This window comes from Jannaschia helgolandensis (assembly GCF_900109285.1).
GTDB lineage: Bacteria > Pseudomonadota > Alphaproteobacteria > Rhodobacterales > Rhodobacteraceae > Jannaschia > Jannaschia helgolandensis.
The window spans coordinates 578,368-596,812 of the sequence record NZ_FNZQ01000001.1 but is presented as its reverse complement, the minus strand read 5'-3'; the positions used below and the strand labels follow the sequence as shown (position 1 = coordinate 596,812).

Here is an 18,445-nt window from a genome sequence, read left to right as displayed (position 1 = left end):
ATGAACGGCATCTGAACCTCGGATGCACTTTGTTCATGACCTCGCGCGCTGAAGAGGCCGACAATCGCGCCCTTGCGCGATGGGTGCGGTAAGGTGTTGATGACGCGATGCGCAACGGCTTTCCCATTGCCCGACCGGGGCAGATAATCGGCCTCTTGGGCGGGTCTTTCGACCCGGCCCATGCCGGTCATGGTCACATCACCCGCGAGGCGATCAAGCGTCTGGGTCTTGACCGGGTATGGTGGCTGGTCAGTCCGGGCAATCCGCTCAAAACGCAGGGCCCGGCATCGCTGGATCGTCGTATGGCGCAGGCACGTAGCGTTATCGACAATCCACGCGTCGTCGTCACCGATCTCGAGGTGCGGCTGGGCACCCGCTATACGGCACACACGATCGCAGCGTTGCAGGCGCGATACCCGGGTGTGCGGTTCGTCTGGTTGATGGGGGCGGACAATCTGGCGCAGTTCCACCATTGGGACCATTGGCGCAGCATTCTTGCTGCCGTGCCCGTCGCTGTATTGGCCCGGCCCGGCGATCGCGCGGCGGCGCTCAGCTCTCCGACCGCGACGATCTATCGAAACGCGCGAATTCCGACCGAGGCGGCGCAAGGGCTAGGGCGGCAAACGTCCCCGGCGTGGACCTTCCTGAATGTGCCGATGAACACCACATCGTCCAGCGCGATCCGCGCGGAGGGTGGCTGGCGCTAGGCCGTGACCCAGTAACCTTGGGCCATATCGGACGGATGCGGATGCCACAGCGGCGGGGGTGCGACGCGGCGGTTTTTTGAACCTGAGACGACCCGCCTGCCCGGTCCGGATTTCCTAACATCTTCCGACCGTGTTTCGCGGGCGAAGGGTTATTGCGATCTGCCGGACGCTTCATGCCGCGGTCACCACAGGCTGGCATATGCGCTGCGGCACCCCTGCGGTCTGCGACGACTTGGGGCCGTTTCGGACAGGGTTGTCGATCCGGGTCGGGCCTCGGGGACGGCCGCCCAGGTTGGACCTGCCGACAGGAGCCTTGGACAAAGTGCTTTGGTGCGCCCTGTGCACTAGGACCGGGCTTAGGCTATCCGGCTTAGAAGGCTCCGGCACAGGCGCATCCGCGTACGGGTCACGGCCCCAAGGCCTCCGCGCGCCGCATCGGCCAAAAGTACGCGGTTCAGCGCTTGCACTTTCAGGGCAAGACGCCCCGCGTCGGTTCTGTCGTTAAAATGGCGCAGTTGCAGCATCCGGTGTCCCAATGCACGGCGCCGCGCATTCGCTGTGATTCTGTCAACCCCGCTTGTGTCACAGACATAAAGCGGCTGTCTCAGGACTGCAGGCGGGCCCAGACGCAGAAGGCGTAGATACAACTCCCAATCCTGAACCGCCGGCATATCGGGGGCAAAAGGTTCCGCGCGGATCATGTCGGTCCGCACCATGAGGCCGCTGGTTCCGCCGAAGGTATTGCGCGCCGCAATCCCCAGCGTGGCTTGCCGTGGCAACACGAACCGACGACCGGCTTTCGTGCGAAATCCGGTGACCGAAAAGCCCCGTGCACCGGCTTGCATCGCTGTGCGCTGCAGCCGCAATTTGTCCGGCAGGAATACATCGTCGGAGTCGAGAAATGCGACCATGGCCGCGCGTGCCGAGGCGACACCGAGATTTCGGGCGGTCGGTGCGCCGCGGCGCATATCGCAACGTATAAGAGTAATCGCGTCGCCGAATATACGGTTAATCCTGTCCGCATCTTCCCCATCGGATGCGTCGTCGACCACGATGACCTCGACTGAAACGCCCTTCTGCGCCAAGGCCGACCGGACGGCAGCAGCGGTCGACACGACCCGGTTTCGCATCGGGATGACGACCGAAACCTCGGGCCACAGTGTCATGTCAGCCGACGCCGGGCTGCGCGATCATTCGCAGCAGATGCCTGGTGATTTTCTGGATCTCCCGATCCGTTACGATATCTGTGCCGGGGTAATGTTTCGCATCCTGTTCCACCCGTCGCAGGAACAGATTTTCGCGGGCGAAATATGTGCGCGCAACTTCTCGGTTACCGTCCTCCTGCGCCTTTATCAGAGTATAGCGATCCTTGGGGTTAAGGTAATATTTCCCCCGTTTCGGCAGATCCGCAGCAAAGGGGAGCGCAGCCGCCATCGTCAGCCATTCGCGAAGCCTGGTGTTGTGACCACTGGGCTGGTTGGGGAAGTTCATCTGGCGCTTGAACTCCACGAAGGTGCGGTTGAGCGCGACATTCTGATCGCCGGCTGCATCGAATCCGTCGCACCAATCGACGCCGAGCCAATTCAGGAAATATTGCTCCACAGGGGTGTCCATCGATTCACGCTCGAAGGTGCGGACCATGATATTGTCGGCACCGAAAACATCGGCCCAGACCGCAAGGCGCTGGCGATAATCAAGCATCCAGTGGCGTTCCTCGATAAACGAAGCGATCTCATGCTGATAGCCGGTGGACAGGACATGTTCGCCATACATCGATTCGATGAACAGGTCCTGTCTGCGCAGCATCACGACGATCCGCACATCCGCGTCGCCGCAGGCCGCACGGACCTTTTTGGCATAGCGGTAAAGGGCCGGTTCGGGGTCTGTTGCCGGATCGTTCTTTCGCTTGATCATGTGACGAAAGAACGGTTCGGCGCTGATAAGAATGCGGTCATCTTCGCCTGCCAATTCCATCGCCTTGGCGAAGAATGCGGTGGCACAGTCGAAATCCAATTTGTCGTCCCGCCCGGCGATCGCATGGGCGATACGGTGGTGCGCATAATGTCTGGGCGCGCCGACGATGTTCTGCTGAGGATAGAATAGCCCTACCGCGCGCAGTGCCTTGCGATTCTTGGCCAGGAAATGCTGAAGCGTCGTCGTCGCCGTCTTGTGCGTTCCGATATGAAGGTAAAGTGTTTTAGACACCGAAACCCGTCCTTGCCCTGGCGCGGGCGATGAAGAAAACCTCCTGCGCTGCGATGAACCAATAGGTTAGCCAGTCGCGGTTCGCTTTGGCAAAACGGCGGGCGACACGGTAGTGGTGCCGCCGCCATCGCAGCGCATTTTCGGGACCATAGGCATTGAAGATCTGACGGTGCTTACTCCAGATATGGCACCACGATTGCCAGACCTGCATTGCGCCCCGCGCACGATCGTCTTTGTAATATATGCATTGCGGCGCATCGGATTCGATCCGACGAAAGCGGCCGCACTTCTGGACGAACCGAACGAAGAAATCGAGGTCCTGCAGGCGCGGCAAGGCCGTGTCGAAAGGACCAACAGTGCGGAAAGTCTCGGTCGTACCCATCATCAGCCAGAGATAGCCGCCGAAGCGCGCATTCAGCAGCTCCTCCATGTGATGATCGCCTTCCGGTGGCGTCATCAGCTTGGGTGCGTCCTCGCTGGGCCACAGCCAGTGAAAATTGGTGAAGACCAACACTCCGTCGATCGCTTCGGGACCGTTCTCCGCGACCAGACGCTCCAGCATCTGAAACTGCCGGTCCATCATCTCGGGGTATTTCTCATCGTCGGCATCCAGCCAGGTCAGATAGCGGCCCCTTGCCTCGGCGACGAGACGGTTGCGGCTGAACGGTCGGCCCCTATTGCGGTCATTGACCAGCAGGCGGATATTGGGATGCTGCCGTTGCAAACCGGCGATGATCGCCCGTGTTTCGTCCGTCGAACCGTCGTCGCAAAGCAGGATTTCGACCTGCGCGGTTGTCGTCTGGGTGATGATGGACTGAACGCTGCGTGCGATCTCTCCTGCGGAATTATAGACCGGGATGCAGACAGTAATGTCGATCTGGCCACAGGGATCGGGGTGCATCGGGTCAGTCATGCGCCACCTGTACAAGCGACCGGATCAGGTCTTCCCAATGGTCGGCTATGACCTCGGGGTCGAACCGTTCGACCGACTTCGGGGCCGCGGCGGCAAGGCGAGTGCGTAAATAGGCGTCAGTCATCATTTTCTCAAGCTCCACTGCGAAACCGCGCGCCCGTCCGCCGCGGGGGTTGGCCAGCAGTCCGTTGTATCCGTGCTGCACCAGTTCATTCGTGCCTTCGCAGGTCGCGAATCCGACAACCGGCAGACCGACGGACAGCGCCTCGGCGGTCACCAGCCCGAAGCCTTCGTGTCGGGACGGCATGGCAAGAATGCGTGCGGCAGCATATTCAGACATGATCTCGGGCGTTGGCTTGTGGATTTTCAGCCGCTTCACTCCGGCCAAACGGATGCGGCGCGACAAGCTGGACTTCAGCGGACCGTTGCCGAAAATCCGCACTTCCCAATTCGGAAATCGATCCTCCAGCATCGCCCAGGCTTCGATCAGAGACTGATGGTCCTTGGCATCCGCCAACCGTCCGACGGCCAGAATGACATTCGGCTCATCCGGGCTTTCGCGAACGTCCGCCAGTGGCCCTTCATAGCGTTTCACCATATTCGGGATGACGCGTGTTTTCGCGGCCGCCTCCGGGAGCGGCAGCTGACGCACGAAGGACGGCAGCAACACCGTGACCGCATCGGAGAACCGCAGCGAGAGCCGCCGCATCTTCCTGTCCATCCTGTTCTGGTTCCAGCGCTTGGGGTCGGCCCCGAATTCCCGCTTCGGGACATTGTGAACCGACGCGACGGATTTCACCGGTAATCCCAGTACAGCCAGCGACATGTAGGGAAACATCGAGGGCATGAACCCGATCACCACGTCTGGCCTGGTGTCTCGCAGAATGCGGCGCAACCGCAGGACCATCGGCACGAACTGCACCAGCCAGATCGGAATGGAGGCGATCTTGCTGCGCGCGGCGATACCCCGGGCGCGATCCAGGACAGGCGCTTTCCGACGGCGCGAATGGCGGGGGCGGGCATCGACCCGTTCGATCCCGAATCGCAACGGATAAAAGCTGGGTCCGTTGCGTCCCTCGTGTGTGATGACGGTAACCCGGTACCCGCGTTCGTGAATGATGCGGGATACATCGGCCAGAACCCGTTCGGCACCGCCGGACACGCCGTGAAGCGCTTCGATCGCGAAGGCCACGTGCAGCGGGCGTGCGGTCAATTGTCGACGTTTCGGAACCCCCGGCTTAACGTTGCATTCATAGGTTGTGTTCATATCTCGAGCCATGATCGAGTTATCTCCACCTGTCCTTTCAAAAGGGTTAATGGATGAGGCGACAATCGCGTCGCCCATCCGAATGCCATCCAGGCAAGGCGAAAACCTGACGGTCGCCGTGGCGATGGCCACCTTCAACGGCAGTCGGTTTCTCCTGGAACAACTCGAATCATTGGCAACCCAGACGCGTCTGCCCGATCTGTTGCTGGTCAGCGATGATGGCTCGACCGATGACACGCGCGACATCGTGCTGCGGTTTGCCGAAACCGCGCCGTTCGCCGTTCACATGCTTGATGGACCCTGCACGGGTTATGGCGCGAACTTCGCTTCCCTGCTCGAACGGATGCCCGGTCACGTCGACGTCGTTGCCCTGTCGGATCAGGACGACATCTGGTTGCCCGGGAAGATCCGGGCTGCTGTGGATGCGCTTGCGCAGATCACGAAAGGCCCAGCGCTTTATGGCGGACGCTCGGTCGAGACGTCCGAGACGATGGTCCGGCGTCGCCTCTCCCGCGCGCCCGGTATCGAACCGTCATTTCGTCATGCGCTGGCCCGCAACATCGCCGGCGGCAACACGATGGTACTGAACCGTCCGGCCGTCGACCTAATGCGACATGCCGCGTCAAAGTTGCGCGCCGATCCTGTTCACGACTGGTGGATTTATCAGATAGTGACCGGATGCGGCGGTGCCGTCATTTTCGATGACCGTCCGGGCATTCTCTACCGGCAGCACGGCGGCAACCAGATCGGTGCAAACGGCGGTTTTTCGGCGTGTCTCGCGCGCCTTCGTGGCATGATCAACGGACGATACCGCGACTGGACCGATGCGAACCTTGCCAACCTGCATGCGGTCCGGGACAACCTTCGGCCCGACTGCGCCCAACTTCTCGATCAGGTGACCGCGCTCCGGTCGCTTCCCATTTTGACCCGGGTTTTGGCCTTCGCACGAACCGGCATTCACCGCGATGGCAGGCTGGGACAGGCAGGTATGTGGGCCTCGGTCCTGACCGGACGGTTTTAGAACAGCACGCCCCTGGGGGCTTGAACGTCCGCCCCCCTCCGGTCCAAGTAGCCCCGGAGGGACGAGGGGGCACATGGGCGATCTGCTGGCCGGACTGACCGAAGCGTTTCGCATGATCGTGACGCTGGATGCGGAACTGATCGAAATCACACTTCGATCGCTGCGGGTAACGCTGACGGCGCTGGCGATTTCCTGTCTCGTCGGGCTGCCCCTGGGAGGATGGCTGGCGGTGCGTCGCTTCCGTCTGCGGCGGGCGGTCATCGCCACGATGAACGCCCTTATCGGATTACCGCCTGTGGTCGTGGGCCTGGTGGTCTATCTGTTTCTGTCACGGTCCGGGCCGCTGGGGGTTCTGGGCCTTTTGTTCACACCGACGGCGATGATTGTTGCGCAGATCATCATCATCACGCCGCTGGTCGCCAGCATCGCCTATCAGGCAATGCGCGATCTCTGGTCCGACTATCACGACCTGCTGATTTCGATGAATGCAACGCGGGGTCAGCGCATCGTCACCTTGCTGATCGACGCCCGCCGCGCCCTTTTGACGGCCGCGCTCGCCGGGTTCGGACGCGCCATCGGCGAGGTCGGCGCGATCATGATCGTCGGTGGCAATATCGACGGTGCGACGCGCGTTCTGACGACGGCCATCGCACTTGAAACCGGGCGCGGCGACTTTGCCCTGGCGCTGGGGTTGGGCATCATCCTGATCGCGCTGGCGCTGATCGTGTCCTGGGGCAGCCACTGGGCGATGCGAACCGAACGGCAGGGCACATGGTAGCGGCGCTTCCCCTGACCCTGACCGGCGCAACCCTGCGACGGCAGGGCAAGACACTGATCGGGCCGGTTGACCTGACGCTCGGACGCATCGGCGTGACAGTCGTGATCGGGCCGAACGGGTCGGGCAAGACGTCGCTGCTTCGGATGATGCACGGATTGCAACGAACTGCGGACGGGCACGTCGGCTGGTCGGTTGCCGACGCGATCGCGCGCGAACGGCAGGCCTACGTGTTCCAGCGCCCCATCGCTCTCCGGCGTTCGGTTCTGGCCAATCTGATGTTTCCCCTGCGTTTGCGGGGTGCGTCCCGCGCGCAGGCCGAAGCACGGGCCCGCGCAATTGCCGATCGTTTCGATCTGACCGCGATGCTGGCGCAGCCCGCGCCATCGCTGTCGGGAGGTGAAATGCAACGGTTGGCACTGGCCCGCGCCCTGATCACCGAACCCGAAATCCTGTTCGCGGACGAACCCTGTGCGGCGCTCGATGGGCGGGCCACGCGGCAGATCGAGGCGCTGCTGGCCGGGACGGCGGCGGCAGGCACTCGGCTGGTGATGGCCACCCATGACATGGGGCAGGCGCGTCGTCTTGCGTCCGATGTCATATTTCTCTTGCATGGCCGGATACACGAAACGGGACCTGCCAAGACCTTTTTCGCGGCCCCCGCAACACCCGAGGCCGAAGCCTTCCTGAATGGAGATATCGTCGAATGATCCGTGCACTTCTAATGTCCGCCCTTTTCCTCTCCGCCGGCTCCGCTTCGGCGGAAACCATGAAGCTGGCCGTCACGACATCGTTCGAAAATTCCGGTTTGGCCGATATTCTGCTGCCCCAGATCGCGGCGGACACCGGCATAGACATCGAACTGATCGTGGTCGGCACGGGACAGGCCCTGCGCCTGGGCGAAGCGGGGGACGTCGACGCGGTTCTGGTTCATTCCAAAGCTGCAGAGGAGGCCTTCGTCGCCGCTGGCAACGCCACGCACCGGCGCGAGATCATGTATAATGATTTTGTCATCATTGGCCCCGGCGATGATCCTGCCGGTATCGCACAAGCCGGGGACGCGACTGAGGCATTGGCCCGGATCGCAACCGCGCAAGCTCCATTCGTCAGCCGTGGCGACGACAGCGGCACCCATAAGGCCGAGCTGGCCCTATGGAATGCGGCGGGTATCCCGACCGAAGGCGATTGGTACCGCCCAGTCGGGGCGGGTATGGGGGCCGCGCTGAATACGGCGGTCGGCATGGGGGCTTATGTCCTGTCGGACCGGGCAAGCTGGCTGAAGTTCGGGAACAAGGACGGCATGTCGATCCTATTCGAAGGCGACCCGGCGATGTTCAATCAATATGCCTATTTGCCCGTAAACCCTGCCCGATACGATCACATCAAGGCTGGGGCCGCCGCCAGACTGGAGGACTGGCTGGTCTCCGAGCGGGCCGAAGTGCTGATCAACGGCTACCGCGTGGCGGATGAGCAATTGTTCACCTTCAACGCCGAACGCTGATCGGCACTACTCCTCGCCGTGAACGGCGACCTGCTCGATCTCGGCCTCGCGTGCGTCGAGAATACGGAACGTCTCTGTCACGCCTGCCTCGCCCAACTGTCGCGCGACGGTCAGGACCCGGTTCGCATCGACACCGTCACACAGGTCGATCATCGCGTCGATTTCCTGAGTCGCAACGGGATAGGCCGCCTCAAGCGAAGGCGCACCGTGCATCTGGACAAAATGATCGGCAAGGTCGGCGATCAGCGCCTCGCGCTCCGCAGGTTCAATGCGGGTGACGGCGACAAAGGTGACGCGTCCGAAAGTTTCCAGACCCAGCCAGCCGTTTGCGAAGGCCTGCCGTGCCTTGCCCGCCAGATCGCCCTCCGACCAGTTCGAAAATTCGAACCCGCCGGCGATGCACCATTCGCCGGTGCGGGCCGGCACATGATAGACGTTCCGGTCGCTGTCGTCGAAATGGATCGCGCGGGCGAGGTTCATGGCGTTTCCAGCAAGTCTGTCAGGGGGTCCATTGTGGTCGCGTCCCCGTCGCGACGCAAGCGACCGAACGATTCGTCCAGCCCTATGAAGGCCGCGTCCTTCGATTCCCGCTCCCAGGAACAGCCCGTCAGGTCGACATGCAGCGATTCCGGCCCGTCGTCCCATTCCGAAAGACGATGCAGCAGGTGCCGGGACCAGGATTCCAACAGGTCTTCCGGCGTGACATCCCCGCCCCCTTCCGACCAGAGCGCGGTGACATCAATGTCGCCATCGACAGGTAGAAATCGAAATATCAGGTGACTGACGATCCAATCCGGCACGGCCTCCGCCTGCCCGGCGGAGGCTATGATCCGCGACCGTCCGGCTTCGGCACCATTCAGAAGAATTCGCCCGTCCCACGTCAGGTGGATCGGCAGTTCGGGTGGACCGATCGCGCCCAGCGCATCACGCAAGGCCATCGCGCTCAGAGGCAACATCTGTATTGCCCGCGACAGTGCCACGTCCGGAGCCAGCACCAGACCAACCTCAAGTGCGTCACCGCCGCGCCAGCAGATCAACCCTCCGTCACACCCCGCTCGTGCCTGTGCGATGGCCGCCGCCCGAGGATCGGGCGCCATGATACCGCGCAACATCGGCGGAAAGGTAAGGTCGCCGATGATCTCAGGCATGACCCATTTCGACCAACTTGCGGGCCAGCACACGATAGGCTTCTGCCTGTGGGCTTTCGGGTTTCGATGCCACCACGGGGGCGCCGCCGTCCGCCGCCACGCGGATTGAAAGATGCAGCGGAATTTCGGCCAGAAGGGGAATACCCAGCTTCTCGGCCTCCTTCGCGACACCGCCGTGGCCGAAGATATGTTCCTCATGTCCGCAGTTCGAACAGATATGCGTCGACATATTCTCGACCATACCGACGACCGGCACGCCCATTTGCTTGAACATGTCGATACCCTTGCGCGCGTCGATCAGGGCGACATCCTGCGGGGTGCTGACGATCACCGCGCCATCGACCGCATACTTTTGTCCCAGCGTCATCTGCACGTCGCCGGTGCCGGGCGGCAAATCGACGATCAGCACATCCAGCGTGCCCCACTGGACCTGAGTCATCATCTGCTGCAATGCGCCCATCAGCATCGGGCCGCGCCAGACGACAGCCTGATCCTCGTTCGTCATCAGGCCCATCGACATCATCGTGACGCCATGGTTGCGCAGCGGCAGGATTGTTTTGCCATCGGGCGATTGCGGCCGCCCGGACACACCCAGCATGCGGGGCTGCGACGGGCCATAGACATCTGCATCCAGCAGACCGACGCGACGGCCCTCGGCAGCCAGCGCGACGGCAAGATTTGCCGACAGAGTCGATTTTCCGACACCACCCTTGCCGCTGGCGATGGCCATAATACGGGCCACACCCGGCACCGACTGTGGCCCCGTAGGTGCAGCGGTGGCGCGAGCGGGCTTCAGGTCGGGCGGGGCCTTGTCGCTGTGTGCGGTCAGCAGAACAGTAGCTTTGACCATGCCGGGCATTGCCGAAAGTGCCGTTTCGGCAGCGTCACGCACCGGGGTCATGACGGTGGCCTGATTGGGCGCGATTTCCATCACGAACCGGGCTTCGCCGCCATCGACCGACAGCGCGCGGACCAGACCGGCAGACACGATGTCGCCACCACCGGGTGCATCAATGGTTTTCAAAACCGCGAGGACATCCTCGCGCGATGGTGCGCTCATTCCGGAGTGCCGGTGATCGTGCCGGTCACGACATGCTCAAGCTCCAGACCGTCGATCGTCAGGACGACTTTTGCATTGAACGGGCCGGAATGGCCGGAGGCGCGCGCGGCCTTTTCTATTTCCTGCTGCGAGGTCACGCCGACCTGCTTGAGGAACTTGCGCATGGACATGTTGAAATCGTCGGACATCGGTATCTCCTAGTTCAGATAATCGTCGCTGGTCCGCGTCTTGGGGCGCGGCTTTGACTGAAACGGGTTGTCGGTGGAATGCGCCATCGCGTTTACGCGACAGGTATCGCACATCCGGATCATCCGGGCCTTTTCCGCGCCGAACATAGGGTGCTTGTCTGCCAGCATTCCGGCGATCCGCTCGATGGTGGAGGCGACGCCGAACGGCTTGCCGCATTCGACACATTCGGCGGGTTCTTCCTGGTTCAGAATTCGCGGTGACAGGGCGTCGGGCGACAGGTTCAACTGCGGCTGCAAGGTGATCGCCGTCTCGGGGCAGAGCGAGGCGCAGAGACCGCATTGCAGGCAGGCGTCTTCCTGAAAACGCAATTCGGGCCGGTCAGGATTGTCCATCAGCGCGCCCGACGGGCACAGGGACACGCACGACAGGCAGAGCGTGCAGGCGTCGGTATCGACGATCACGGCACCATAGGGTGCGCCCTTGGGCAGGGGCAGGACCGGCGTGTCATCGTGCATCGTCGCCGCCGCGACGCGCGTGACCTGACGGCGCGTACCCAGCGGCAGGATGGTATCGTAATCGACCGGTGAAAATGCTTCGCCTGTCGCGTGTTCCAGCGCATCCGGATCGGCAACCTCCGCCAGCCGTACGGCATCGCGCCCGGCCAGCGCGTTGGCCAACATGATCTGGCCGTTGATCGGGTCGCGTTCCGTTTGAGGTGAAGGCAGGATGTCGACGCGCGCGAAGCCCGCCCCCAGCGCGGCCATCATCTCGGCGTGACCGAAGACAGCGATGGCGGGCAGGTGCAGCGGCACGGCGTGGTCTGGCAGGCCCCCGCCGTGCCGGGCGGACAGGGCGATCATCTCGCGCCCGTAGTCGTCATGCACCAGCAGGGTCGGCGTCACACCATGTTTGCGGAACGTCCGGGCCAGCACCTCGATCCGGCGGAAGATGTCGTCGACGGGCGGCGCGTCATAACTCACCGCACCCGACGGACAGACCGACGAACAGGCCCCGCAGCCGGCGCAGGCCATCGGGTCGATGGTCACGTGGTCGCCGTCGGGCAGGATCGCTCCGGTCGGGCAAAGATCGAGGCAATTCGTGCATCCGGTGATCCCCGCCCGCGAATGGGCGCAGAGCGACGGCTCGGTGCGGACGTGCAGGACTTTCTCGAATGTGCCGACCATCTGGCTGGCTTCCAGCACCGCGTCTGCCACGGCCAACGGGTTCTTCGGGTCGGGGCGAAGATAACCGTCCCGCTTGTGGTGTGCGGGAAACAGCGGCGTGCCGCCGGTCAGATCCAGAATTACATCGCAATGGGATTTTGCGCCATCGCGGGGGGCACCAAACGTGATCTCCGCCCCGGATGGGTCGATCTGCCTCAAGGCGTCCAGCGTTATTTCGAACCCGCCAAGTGCGCCTGACGCGCGACAGATGCGGCCCGAAACGGCATCGAAGCGGCGATCCTGAGGTGCGTCCGCCCCTTCGGACAGCAGTACGGTCACAGTAAGCGCGTCCTGCAATCGCGTCGCCGCCGCCAGGGCGAGGTCGGCCGGCCCGACAATCAGGCACAGACCTTCGGATACGACATCCAGCACTCGCGGTTCGGGAGGGGTCAGGGCGGCTTCGGCCAGCAATGCGGCCTGCTTGGGCATCGGATCGCCCCCGCCCCAACCAGCCCGGTCGCGAATATCGGTGAATCGGGGGGCCGGGGCACCGACCTCCTGCGCCAGAGCAGTCAGGGCCTCGGCCTCCTGCCCGCAGGCCATGATCGTATCGACGTCGGCAAAGGCACGGGCGACAACATCCGGTGCGGCCAGGCACAAGGCATCGTGAACACGGGAGCAGGTACGTCCGGTCGCCGTCGACAGGCCATCGGCGTCAAGCGTCTGCGACCCCGCACAACTGCACAGGACAAGGTGTCCGGCCATTCCAATCTCCCTCTGTTCCCGCAGGTCAGATGGCCATGGTGCGGGCAGGGTTGCAAGGCAATGCCAGCAAAGAGATCAAGATTCCCCTTTTCATGACCAACCTTTCTGCGTCACCATAGGTGCCATGTTCCAAGCCCTCAAGATCGTGGAAATGCCCGTCGGCGTCGTGATGCGCCGCAGCCCCGGTGTGACCCGCTGGATCGCGCATGTCTGGACCTTGGCAGGCATCGTCCCGCGCGCGCCCGCCGCAGATTGGCGGATGACGCGCACGGATGGGGACGTAATCGAATATCACGCCGCCACCCTGACGTTGCAACTTCATCGCAAGGATACCGATAGTCTGGTGCAGAACCTGACGTCGCAGGTGCCTTCGGTGTGGGTCGGGCTGCGCGGAGGCGGGCGGCCCGATCCGGTTCTGGTCACCGCCTCGCCGTTCGAGGCAAGCTTTCACGAGATCGACGCCGAGGATCGGGTCGAGAAGGTCGCGATGCCCGCGGGCATGATCGAATGGGTCGAGGCTTTCGTGGCCCTGCATCACCAAGACGAGCCGTTCGTCAAACGCCGCCGCGACAAGCATCGGCAGGGCGATGCGCAGGATGGCATCGGCGATGCGCGCATCACTCAACCCGCCGACGTCTGGCGTACGCCGCAATCGCTGAGGGCGCGGAAATGAGCGATTTCTGGTCCCGTCGAAAGCAAGCGGTCGCAGACGCGCAAAAGGCAGAAACCGCTGCCGCGACTGAGGCCAGGGAATCCGAAATCCTGAAGGTCGAACGCGCCACCCAGGACGGGATGACCGAAGCGGAATTGTTGAAGCACCTGAACCTGCCCGACCCGGACACCATCAAATCCGGAGACGACGTGGCCGCCTTTCTGGCCAAGGTCGTGCCGACCCATATCCGCAATCGTGCGCTGCGCAGTCTCTGGCGGTCGAACCCCGTATTGGCCTGCGTCGACGGTCTGAACGATTATGACGGGGACTTTACCGGAAACGGCTTGAATGGCGGCGCTTTAAAGACATCCCACGAGGTCGGAAAAGGTATGGCCGCTCACGTCAAGCGCGTCGTGACGTCGGTTTCCGACGAAAAGACTCTGGAAAATGAGACTCAGCCCATTGAAAAGAAACTGCTTGCAGAAAAGCCGGTTGCCGTGAAACCCTCGGAATGTGAGGTCGCGGAGGAGGAGTTCGCGACCCTGCCGGTGATGCCATCCCCACGGATGCGCTTCACCTTCGAGGAGGAAAGTGACGCATGAACGCCAGCGCTTCCGCGCGACCGGGGCAGCCGTCCCAGGAGGACCGCCTTCGCGCGGATCTCTATAATTATCTTGGGTTGGTATTGGCGCGTCCGATGGATCGGATGACACTGGACCAGACGGCGGCCCTGCAAGGCGACGATACGCCTCTGGGGCAGGCGATCAACAGGTTGGCGAAAGCCGCCCGTACCGCCGACCCGTCTGCTGTGCGCCACGAATACAACGATCTGTTCATCGGCATGGGGCGCGGCGAATTGCTGCCTTACGCCAGTTTCTACCTGACCGGTTTCCTCAATGAAAAGCCACTGGGCGCGCTGCGTCGCGATTTCGCCGCGCTGGGTCTGGCCCGTGCCGACGGCGTGTTCGAACCCGAAGACGGGATCGCTTCACTGATGGAAGTGCTGGGCGCGATCATTGTCGGGCGGTTCGGCAATCCGCTGACCTTGTCGCGTCAGCGCGATTTCTGGGCCAGGCATGTTGCGCCATGGGCAGGTCACTTTTTCGCCGATCTGGCGAAAGCCAAAAAAGCCTCTCTCTACGCCCGCGTGGGCGAAGTGGGGCGTGAATTCATGGAAATCGAACGCGAAGCGTTCCGGCTGGCGGCCGCCTGAGGGCCGCGTCTTTGGAGGACGAGACATGACCGACAAGACCGACGTCAAGACGCAGGATGAAGGCCGCCGTGGCTTTCTGAAGCTGGCCGTCGCCGCGCCCGCCGCCGTTGCCGCCACGACCGTAGCCGGCACCGCGAAGGCCGAAGTCGCGACCGGGCCGCAAAAGGGCCTCGCCGATACCGAACATACCCGCGCCTATTTCGCCAGCGCGCGCTTCTGAGGGGGACGACAGAATGCTTCGTAGAAAAACCACGTCCACGCCAGTCGGTCGCAACGGCGGCATCGGCGTCATCAACCGGGCTGCAAAATCTGGCGTCGACCGCCGTGCTTTTCTGCGCGGATCGGGCCTGGCCATTGGCGGTCTTGCCGCAATCGGCGCGACTGGCGGCACCGTCGCCCGCGCCGACATGTCGGAATATCCGGCCCTTGCCGGGGCCGAGAAAATTCGCTCGGTCTGCACGCACTGCGCGGTCGGATGTACCGTTATCGCCGAGGTCGAGAACGGCGTCTGGTTCGGCCAGGAGCCGGGCTATGACAGTCCGTTCAACCTGGGCGGCCACTGCGCCAAAGGGGCCGCAGTCCGCGAAACGGCACATGGCGAGCGCCGCCTGAAGTATCCGATGAAGAAGGTCGGCGGAGTCTGGGAACGCATCAGCTGGGATCAGGCCATCGAGGAGATCGGCGACCAGATAACGTCTATCAAGGAAGAAAGCGGGCCGGATTCAGTCTATTGGCTGGGGTCCGCGAAGCACAACAATGAACAGGCCTATCTGTTCCGCAAATTCGCCGCCTACTGGGGCACCAACAACGTCGATCACCAAGCGCGCATCTGCCACTCGACTACTGTTGCCGGCGTGGCCAACACATGGGGCTATGGCGCCATGACGAACAGCTTCAATGACATCCACAATTCCAAGGCAATCTTTCTTATCGGCGGCAACCCGGCAGAGGCGCACCCCGTGTCGCTTCTGCATCTGCTGAAGGCCAAGGAAGAGAATTCCGCCCCGTTGATCGTCTGCGACCCCCGGTACACTCGCACTGCGGCGCATGCCGACGAATATGTGCGCTTCCGGCCAGGCACAGACGTCGCGCTGGTCTGGGGCATTCTGTATCATATCTTCGATAACGGGTGGGAGGATAAGGAATTCATCCGCACCCGCGTCTGGGGCATGGACCAGATTCGTGAAGAAGTGGCCAGGTGGACCCCGGAAGAAGTCGAGCGCGTGACCGGAGCACCCGGTTCGCAACTTCGCCGGGTTGCGCGTCAACTCTCGGAAAACCGGCCCGGCACGGTCATCTGGTGCATGGGTGGCACTCAGCACACCAACGGCAACAACAACACGCGGGCCTACTGCATTTTGCAACTTGCACTGGGCAACATAGGAATCTCCGGTGGAGGAACCAACATCTTCCGTGGCCATGACAATGTGCAGGGTGCGACCGATCTGGGTGTTCTGGCGGACACGCTGCCGGGATACTACGGCCTGTCGGACGGCAGCTGGGCGCATTGGGCACGGGTGTGGGAAGAAGACCTGGACTGGCTCAAGTCGAACTTCGACGTCATGGAGGGCAAGGGCGCCGACGGGGCCGACCGCATGATGATGAACGAGACGGGCATCCCTGTGTCGCGCTGGATCGACGGCGTTCTGGAGGATGCCGAGAATATCGACCAGCCCGACAACACCCGTGCGATGATATTCTGGGGCCATGCGCCCAACAGCCAGACGCGTATGACGGAAATGAAGACGGCGATGGAGAAGCTGGATCTTCTGGTGGTGATCGACCCCTATCCGACCCTGACGGCTGTGATGAATGATCGCGAAGATGGCGTCTATATCCTGCCCGCTTCGACCCAGTATGAAACACGCGGTTCTGTCACAGCCTCCAACCGCTCCCTGCAGTGGCGCGATCGGATCGTGGAGCCGTTGTTCGAATCTTTGCCCGATCATACGATCATGGCCAAGTTCGCCACCAAGCTGGGCTTCGCGGACCGCATCTTCCGCAACATCGCGGTCGAAAACGGAGAGCCGAATATCGAAGACATCACCCGCGAGTTCAATCGCGGCATGTGGACCATCGGCTATACGGGCCAGTCGCCCGAACGTCTCAAGACGCACATGGCCAATCAGCACACGTTCGACAAGACAACGCTGCGCGCCGTGGGCGGACCGGCCGACGGGGATTATTATGGTCTGCCATGGCCATCCTGGGGCACACCCGAGATGAACCACCCCGGCACGGCCAACCTTTACGATATGTCCTTGCCGGTGGCCGAAGGCGGCCTGACCTTCCGCGCCCGGTTCGGCGTTGAACGCGATGGCGAGAACCTTCTGGCAGAGGGGGTCTATTCTGTCGGATCGGAAATCGAGGACGGTTATCCCGAATTCACGATGCAGATGTTGCGTGACCTGGGATGGGACAGCGATCTGACGCAGGACGAGGTCGACTCGATTAACCGGGTGGCAGGCTTCCCCGACGGACGCCCCGAGGCGACGACAGCCCCGGCCGAAGGTGCCACCGACGGGGAGGAAGTCGGCGAGAAAACAATGACCGGCGAAATCGAATCCGACTACCAACAGAAGACCGGTGGTGTGAATTGGAAGACCGATCTCTCGGGCGGCATCCAGCGGGTCGCAATCGCCCGCGGATGTGCGCCCTTCGGTAACGCCAAGGCGCGTGCCGTGGTCTGGACTTTCCCCGACCCGGTGCCCCTGCATCGCGAGCCGCTGTATACGCCGCGCCGCGATCTGGTCGCTGAATACGGTACCTATGAAGACAAGAAGTTCTGGCGTTTGCCGACGCGCTATGCCTCGATCCAGGAAAATGACTTTTCGGAAGAGTACCCGCTTATCCTGACATCAGGGCGTCTGGTCGAATATGAAGGCGGGGGCGACGAAAGCCGCTCCAACCGCTGGCTGGCCGAACTGCAGCAGGAAATGTTCGTCGAGATGAATCCGCGCGATGCCAATGATCTGGGTGTTCGCGACGGAGATGACGTCTGGGTCGAAGGCCCTGAAAAGGGCAAGGTTCTGGTCAAGGCCATGGTGACACCGCGCGTCGGAGAAGGTGTGGCCTTCATGCCATTCCACTTCGGCGGCATCTTCGAAGGGCGCGACCTGCGGGACAAATATCCCGAAGGGGCCGATCCCTATGTTCTGGGGGAATCGACCAATATTGCCCAGACCTACGGCTATGACTCGGTGACCCAGATGCAGGAAACCAAGTGCACCCTGTGTAAAATCTACACGGCGTAAGGAGAGAGATCATGGGAAGAGCGAAATTTCTCGTCGACGCCGAGCGCTGCATCGAGTGCAACGCCTGCGTCACCGCCTGCAAGAACGAAAACGACGTTCCATGGGGCATCAACCGCCGCAAGGTGGTCACCATTCAGGACGGTCAGCCGGGCGAACGCTCGATCTCGGTCGCCTGTATGCACTGCTCCGATCCGCCCTGCATGGCGGTTTGTCCGACCGACGTGTTTTACCAAACCGATGACGGCATTGTCCTGCACTCCAAGGATCTCTGCATCGGATGCGGCTATTGCTTTTACGCCTGTCCGTTCGGCGCACCACAATATCCGACCGCCGGCAATTTCGGATCGCGCGGCAAGATGGACAAATGCACGTTCTGTGCCGGTGGACCGGAGGAAGATTTCAGCGAGGCGGAGTTCACCAAATACGGTCGCAACCGTATCGCCGAGGGCAAACTTCCGATCTGCGCCGAAATGTGCTCGACCAAGGCCTTGCTGGCCGGGGATTCGAACGAGGTCAGTTCGATATACCGCGAGCGGATAGTGGCGCGTGGATTCGGTTCGGGCGCCTGGGGTTGGTCCACGGCCTATGGTCCCGAAGTCCGCGACGGCTGAA

20 protein-coding genes are annotated in these 18,445 nt (G+C 62.4%); 11 read left to right on the top strand and 9 right to left on the bottom strand.

The window, feature by feature from the left end; translation table 11 throughout:
• The first annotated feature begins 107 nt into the window (after window positions 1–107).
• Entirely contained in the window at window positions 108–707 is a 600-nt protein-coding gene (locus BMY38_RS02845) for a nicotinate-nucleotide adenylyltransferase (RefSeq protein WP_092759573.1), read from the top strand.
• A 356-nt stretch (window positions 708–1,063) separates the two neighbouring features.
• Here BMY38_RS02845 and BMY38_RS02840 read toward each other — a convergent pair whose 3' ends face one another.
• Genes BMY38_RS02840 through BMY38_RS02825 form a run of 4 tightly spaced genes read right to left on the bottom strand, consistent with a single transcriptional unit; the run spans window position 1,064 to window position 5,038 of the window.
• Entirely contained in the window at window positions 1,064–1,873 is an 810-nt protein-coding gene (locus BMY38_RS02840; RefSeq protein WP_092759571.1) for a glycosyltransferase family 2 protein, read from the bottom strand.
• A gap of 1 nt (window position 1,874) precedes the next feature.
• Window positions 1,875–2,912: a hypothetical protein gene (locus tag BMY38_RS02835; RefSeq protein WP_092759569.1), complete on the bottom strand. Its 1,038-nt coding sequence runs from the start codon at window positions 2,910–2,912 to the stop codon at window positions 1,875–1,877.
• The gene (locus BMY38_RS02830; protein WP_092759567.1) at window positions 2,905–3,825 is read right to left on the bottom strand and encodes a glycosyltransferase family 2 protein; all 921 of its coding nucleotides are present in this window, start codon (window positions 3,823–3,825) and stop codon (window positions 2,905–2,907) included. Before BMY38_RS02830 ends, BMY38_RS02835 begins: the two co-directional genes overlap by 8 nt.
• The gene (locus BMY38_RS02825; protein WP_175495747.1) at window positions 3,818–5,038 is read right to left on the bottom strand and encodes a glycosyltransferase; all 1,221 of its coding nucleotides are present in this window, start codon (window positions 5,036–5,038) and stop codon (window positions 3,818–3,820) included. Before BMY38_RS02825 ends, BMY38_RS02830 begins: the two co-directional genes overlap by 8 nt.
• A 103-nt stretch (window positions 5,039–5,141) precedes the next feature.
• Between BMY38_RS02825 and BMY38_RS02820 the strand changes: the two genes are divergently transcribed.
• From BMY38_RS02820 to BMY38_RS02805, 4 genes are all read left to right on the top strand, one after another.
• On the top strand, window positions 5,142–6,113 hold the full coding sequence (locus tag BMY38_RS02820) for a glycosyltransferase family 2 protein (RefSeq protein WP_175495746.1): 972 nt from the start codon (window positions 5,142–5,144) through the stop codon (window positions 6,111–6,113).
• Window positions 6,114–6,186: 73 nt separating this feature from the next.
• The gene (locus tag BMY38_RS02815; protein WP_092759563.1) at window positions 6,187–6,891 is read left to right on the top strand and encodes an ABC transporter permease; all 705 of its coding nucleotides are present in this window, start codon (window positions 6,187–6,189) and stop codon (window positions 6,889–6,891) included.
• Entirely contained in the window at window positions 6,885–7,598 is a 714-nt protein-coding gene (locus BMY38_RS02810) for an ATP-binding cassette domain-containing protein (RefSeq protein ID WP_092759561.1), read from the top strand. The genes BMY38_RS02815 and BMY38_RS02810 overlap by 7 nt, the downstream gene beginning before the upstream one ends.
• A complete protein-coding gene (locus BMY38_RS02805) occupies window positions 7,595–8,389 on the top strand; it encodes an ABC transporter substrate-binding protein (protein WP_092759559.1) in 795 nt (264 codons plus the stop codon). Before BMY38_RS02810 ends, BMY38_RS02805 begins: the two co-directional genes overlap by 4 nt.
• A 6-nt stretch (window positions 8,390–8,395) precedes the next feature.
• Here BMY38_RS02805 and BMY38_RS02800 read toward each other — a convergent pair whose 3' ends face one another.
• Genes BMY38_RS02800 through BMY38_RS02780 form a run of 5 tightly spaced genes read right to left on the bottom strand, consistent with a single transcriptional unit; the run spans window position 8,396 to window position 12,714 of the window.
• Window positions 8,396–8,869: a DUF6505 family protein gene (locus BMY38_RS02800; RefSeq protein ID WP_092759557.1), complete on the bottom strand. Its 474-nt coding sequence runs from the start codon at window positions 8,867–8,869 to the stop codon at window positions 8,396–8,398.
• Window positions 8,866–9,537: a biotin/lipoate--protein ligase family protein gene (locus tag BMY38_RS02795; protein ID WP_092759555.1), complete on the bottom strand. Its 672-nt coding sequence runs from the start codon at window positions 9,535–9,537 to the stop codon at window positions 8,866–8,868. Before BMY38_RS02795 ends, BMY38_RS02800 begins: the two co-directional genes overlap by 4 nt.
• The gene (locus BMY38_RS02790) at window positions 9,530–10,597 is read right to left on the bottom strand and encodes an Mrp/NBP35 family ATP-binding protein (RefSeq protein WP_092759553.1); all 1,068 of its coding nucleotides are present in this window, start codon (window positions 10,595–10,597) and stop codon (window positions 9,530–9,532) included. The genes BMY38_RS02795 and BMY38_RS02790 overlap by 8 nt, the downstream gene beginning before the upstream one ends.
• Window positions 10,594–10,785, bottom strand: coding sequence for a DUF6494 family protein (locus BMY38_RS02785; RefSeq protein ID WP_092759551.1), 192 nt, complete (start codon window positions 10,783–10,785; stop codon window positions 10,594–10,596). The genes BMY38_RS02790 and BMY38_RS02785 overlap by 4 nt, the downstream gene beginning before the upstream one ends.
• 9 nt (window positions 10,786–10,794) lie before the next feature.
• On the bottom strand, window positions 10,795–12,714 hold the full coding sequence (locus tag BMY38_RS02780; RefSeq protein WP_092759549.1) for a 4Fe-4S binding protein: 1,920 nt from the start codon (window positions 12,712–12,714) through the stop codon (window positions 10,795–10,797).
• A gap of 124 nt (window positions 12,715–12,838) precedes the next feature.
• On the opposite strand from BMY38_RS02780, the gene BMY38_RS02775 reads away from it, so the two are divergent.
• From BMY38_RS02775 to fdh3B, 6 genes are read left to right on the top strand one after another with little or no spacing between them, the layout of a single operon-like run.
• Entirely contained in the window at window positions 12,839–13,387 is a 549-nt protein-coding gene (locus tag BMY38_RS02775; protein ID WP_245737480.1) for a DUF3305 domain-containing protein, read from the top strand.
• On the top strand, window positions 13,384–13,968 hold the full coding sequence (locus tag BMY38_RS02770) for a DUF3306 domain-containing protein (protein WP_092759547.1): 585 nt from the start codon (window positions 13,384–13,386) through the stop codon (window positions 13,966–13,968). Before BMY38_RS02775 ends, BMY38_RS02770 begins: the two co-directional genes overlap by 4 nt.
• On the top strand, window positions 13,965–14,579 hold the full coding sequence (locus BMY38_RS02765) for a TorD/DmsD family molecular chaperone (protein ID WP_092759545.1): 615 nt from the start codon (window positions 13,965–13,967) through the stop codon (window positions 14,577–14,579). Before BMY38_RS02770 ends, BMY38_RS02765 begins: the two co-directional genes overlap by 4 nt.
• A gap of 25 nt (window positions 14,580–14,604) precedes the next feature.
• The gene (locus BMY38_RS02760; protein WP_092759543.1) at window positions 14,605–14,799 is read left to right on the top strand and encodes a hypothetical protein; all 195 of its coding nucleotides are present in this window, start codon (window positions 14,605–14,607) and stop codon (window positions 14,797–14,799) included.
• Window positions 14,800–14,812: 13 nt separating this feature from the next.
• Window positions 14,813–17,833, top strand: coding sequence for a formate dehydrogenase subunit alpha (locus BMY38_RS02755; RefSeq protein WP_092759541.1), 3,021 nt, complete (start codon window positions 14,813–14,815; stop codon window positions 17,831–17,833).
• A gap of 11 nt (window positions 17,834–17,844) precedes the next feature.
• Complete coding sequence (fdh3B, locus tag BMY38_RS02750; RefSeq protein WP_092759539.1) at window positions 17,845–18,444, top strand: formate dehydrogenase FDH3 subunit beta; 600 nt, start codon at window positions 17,845–17,847, stop codon at window positions 18,442–18,444.
• Window position 18,445: the final 1 nt, after the last annotated feature.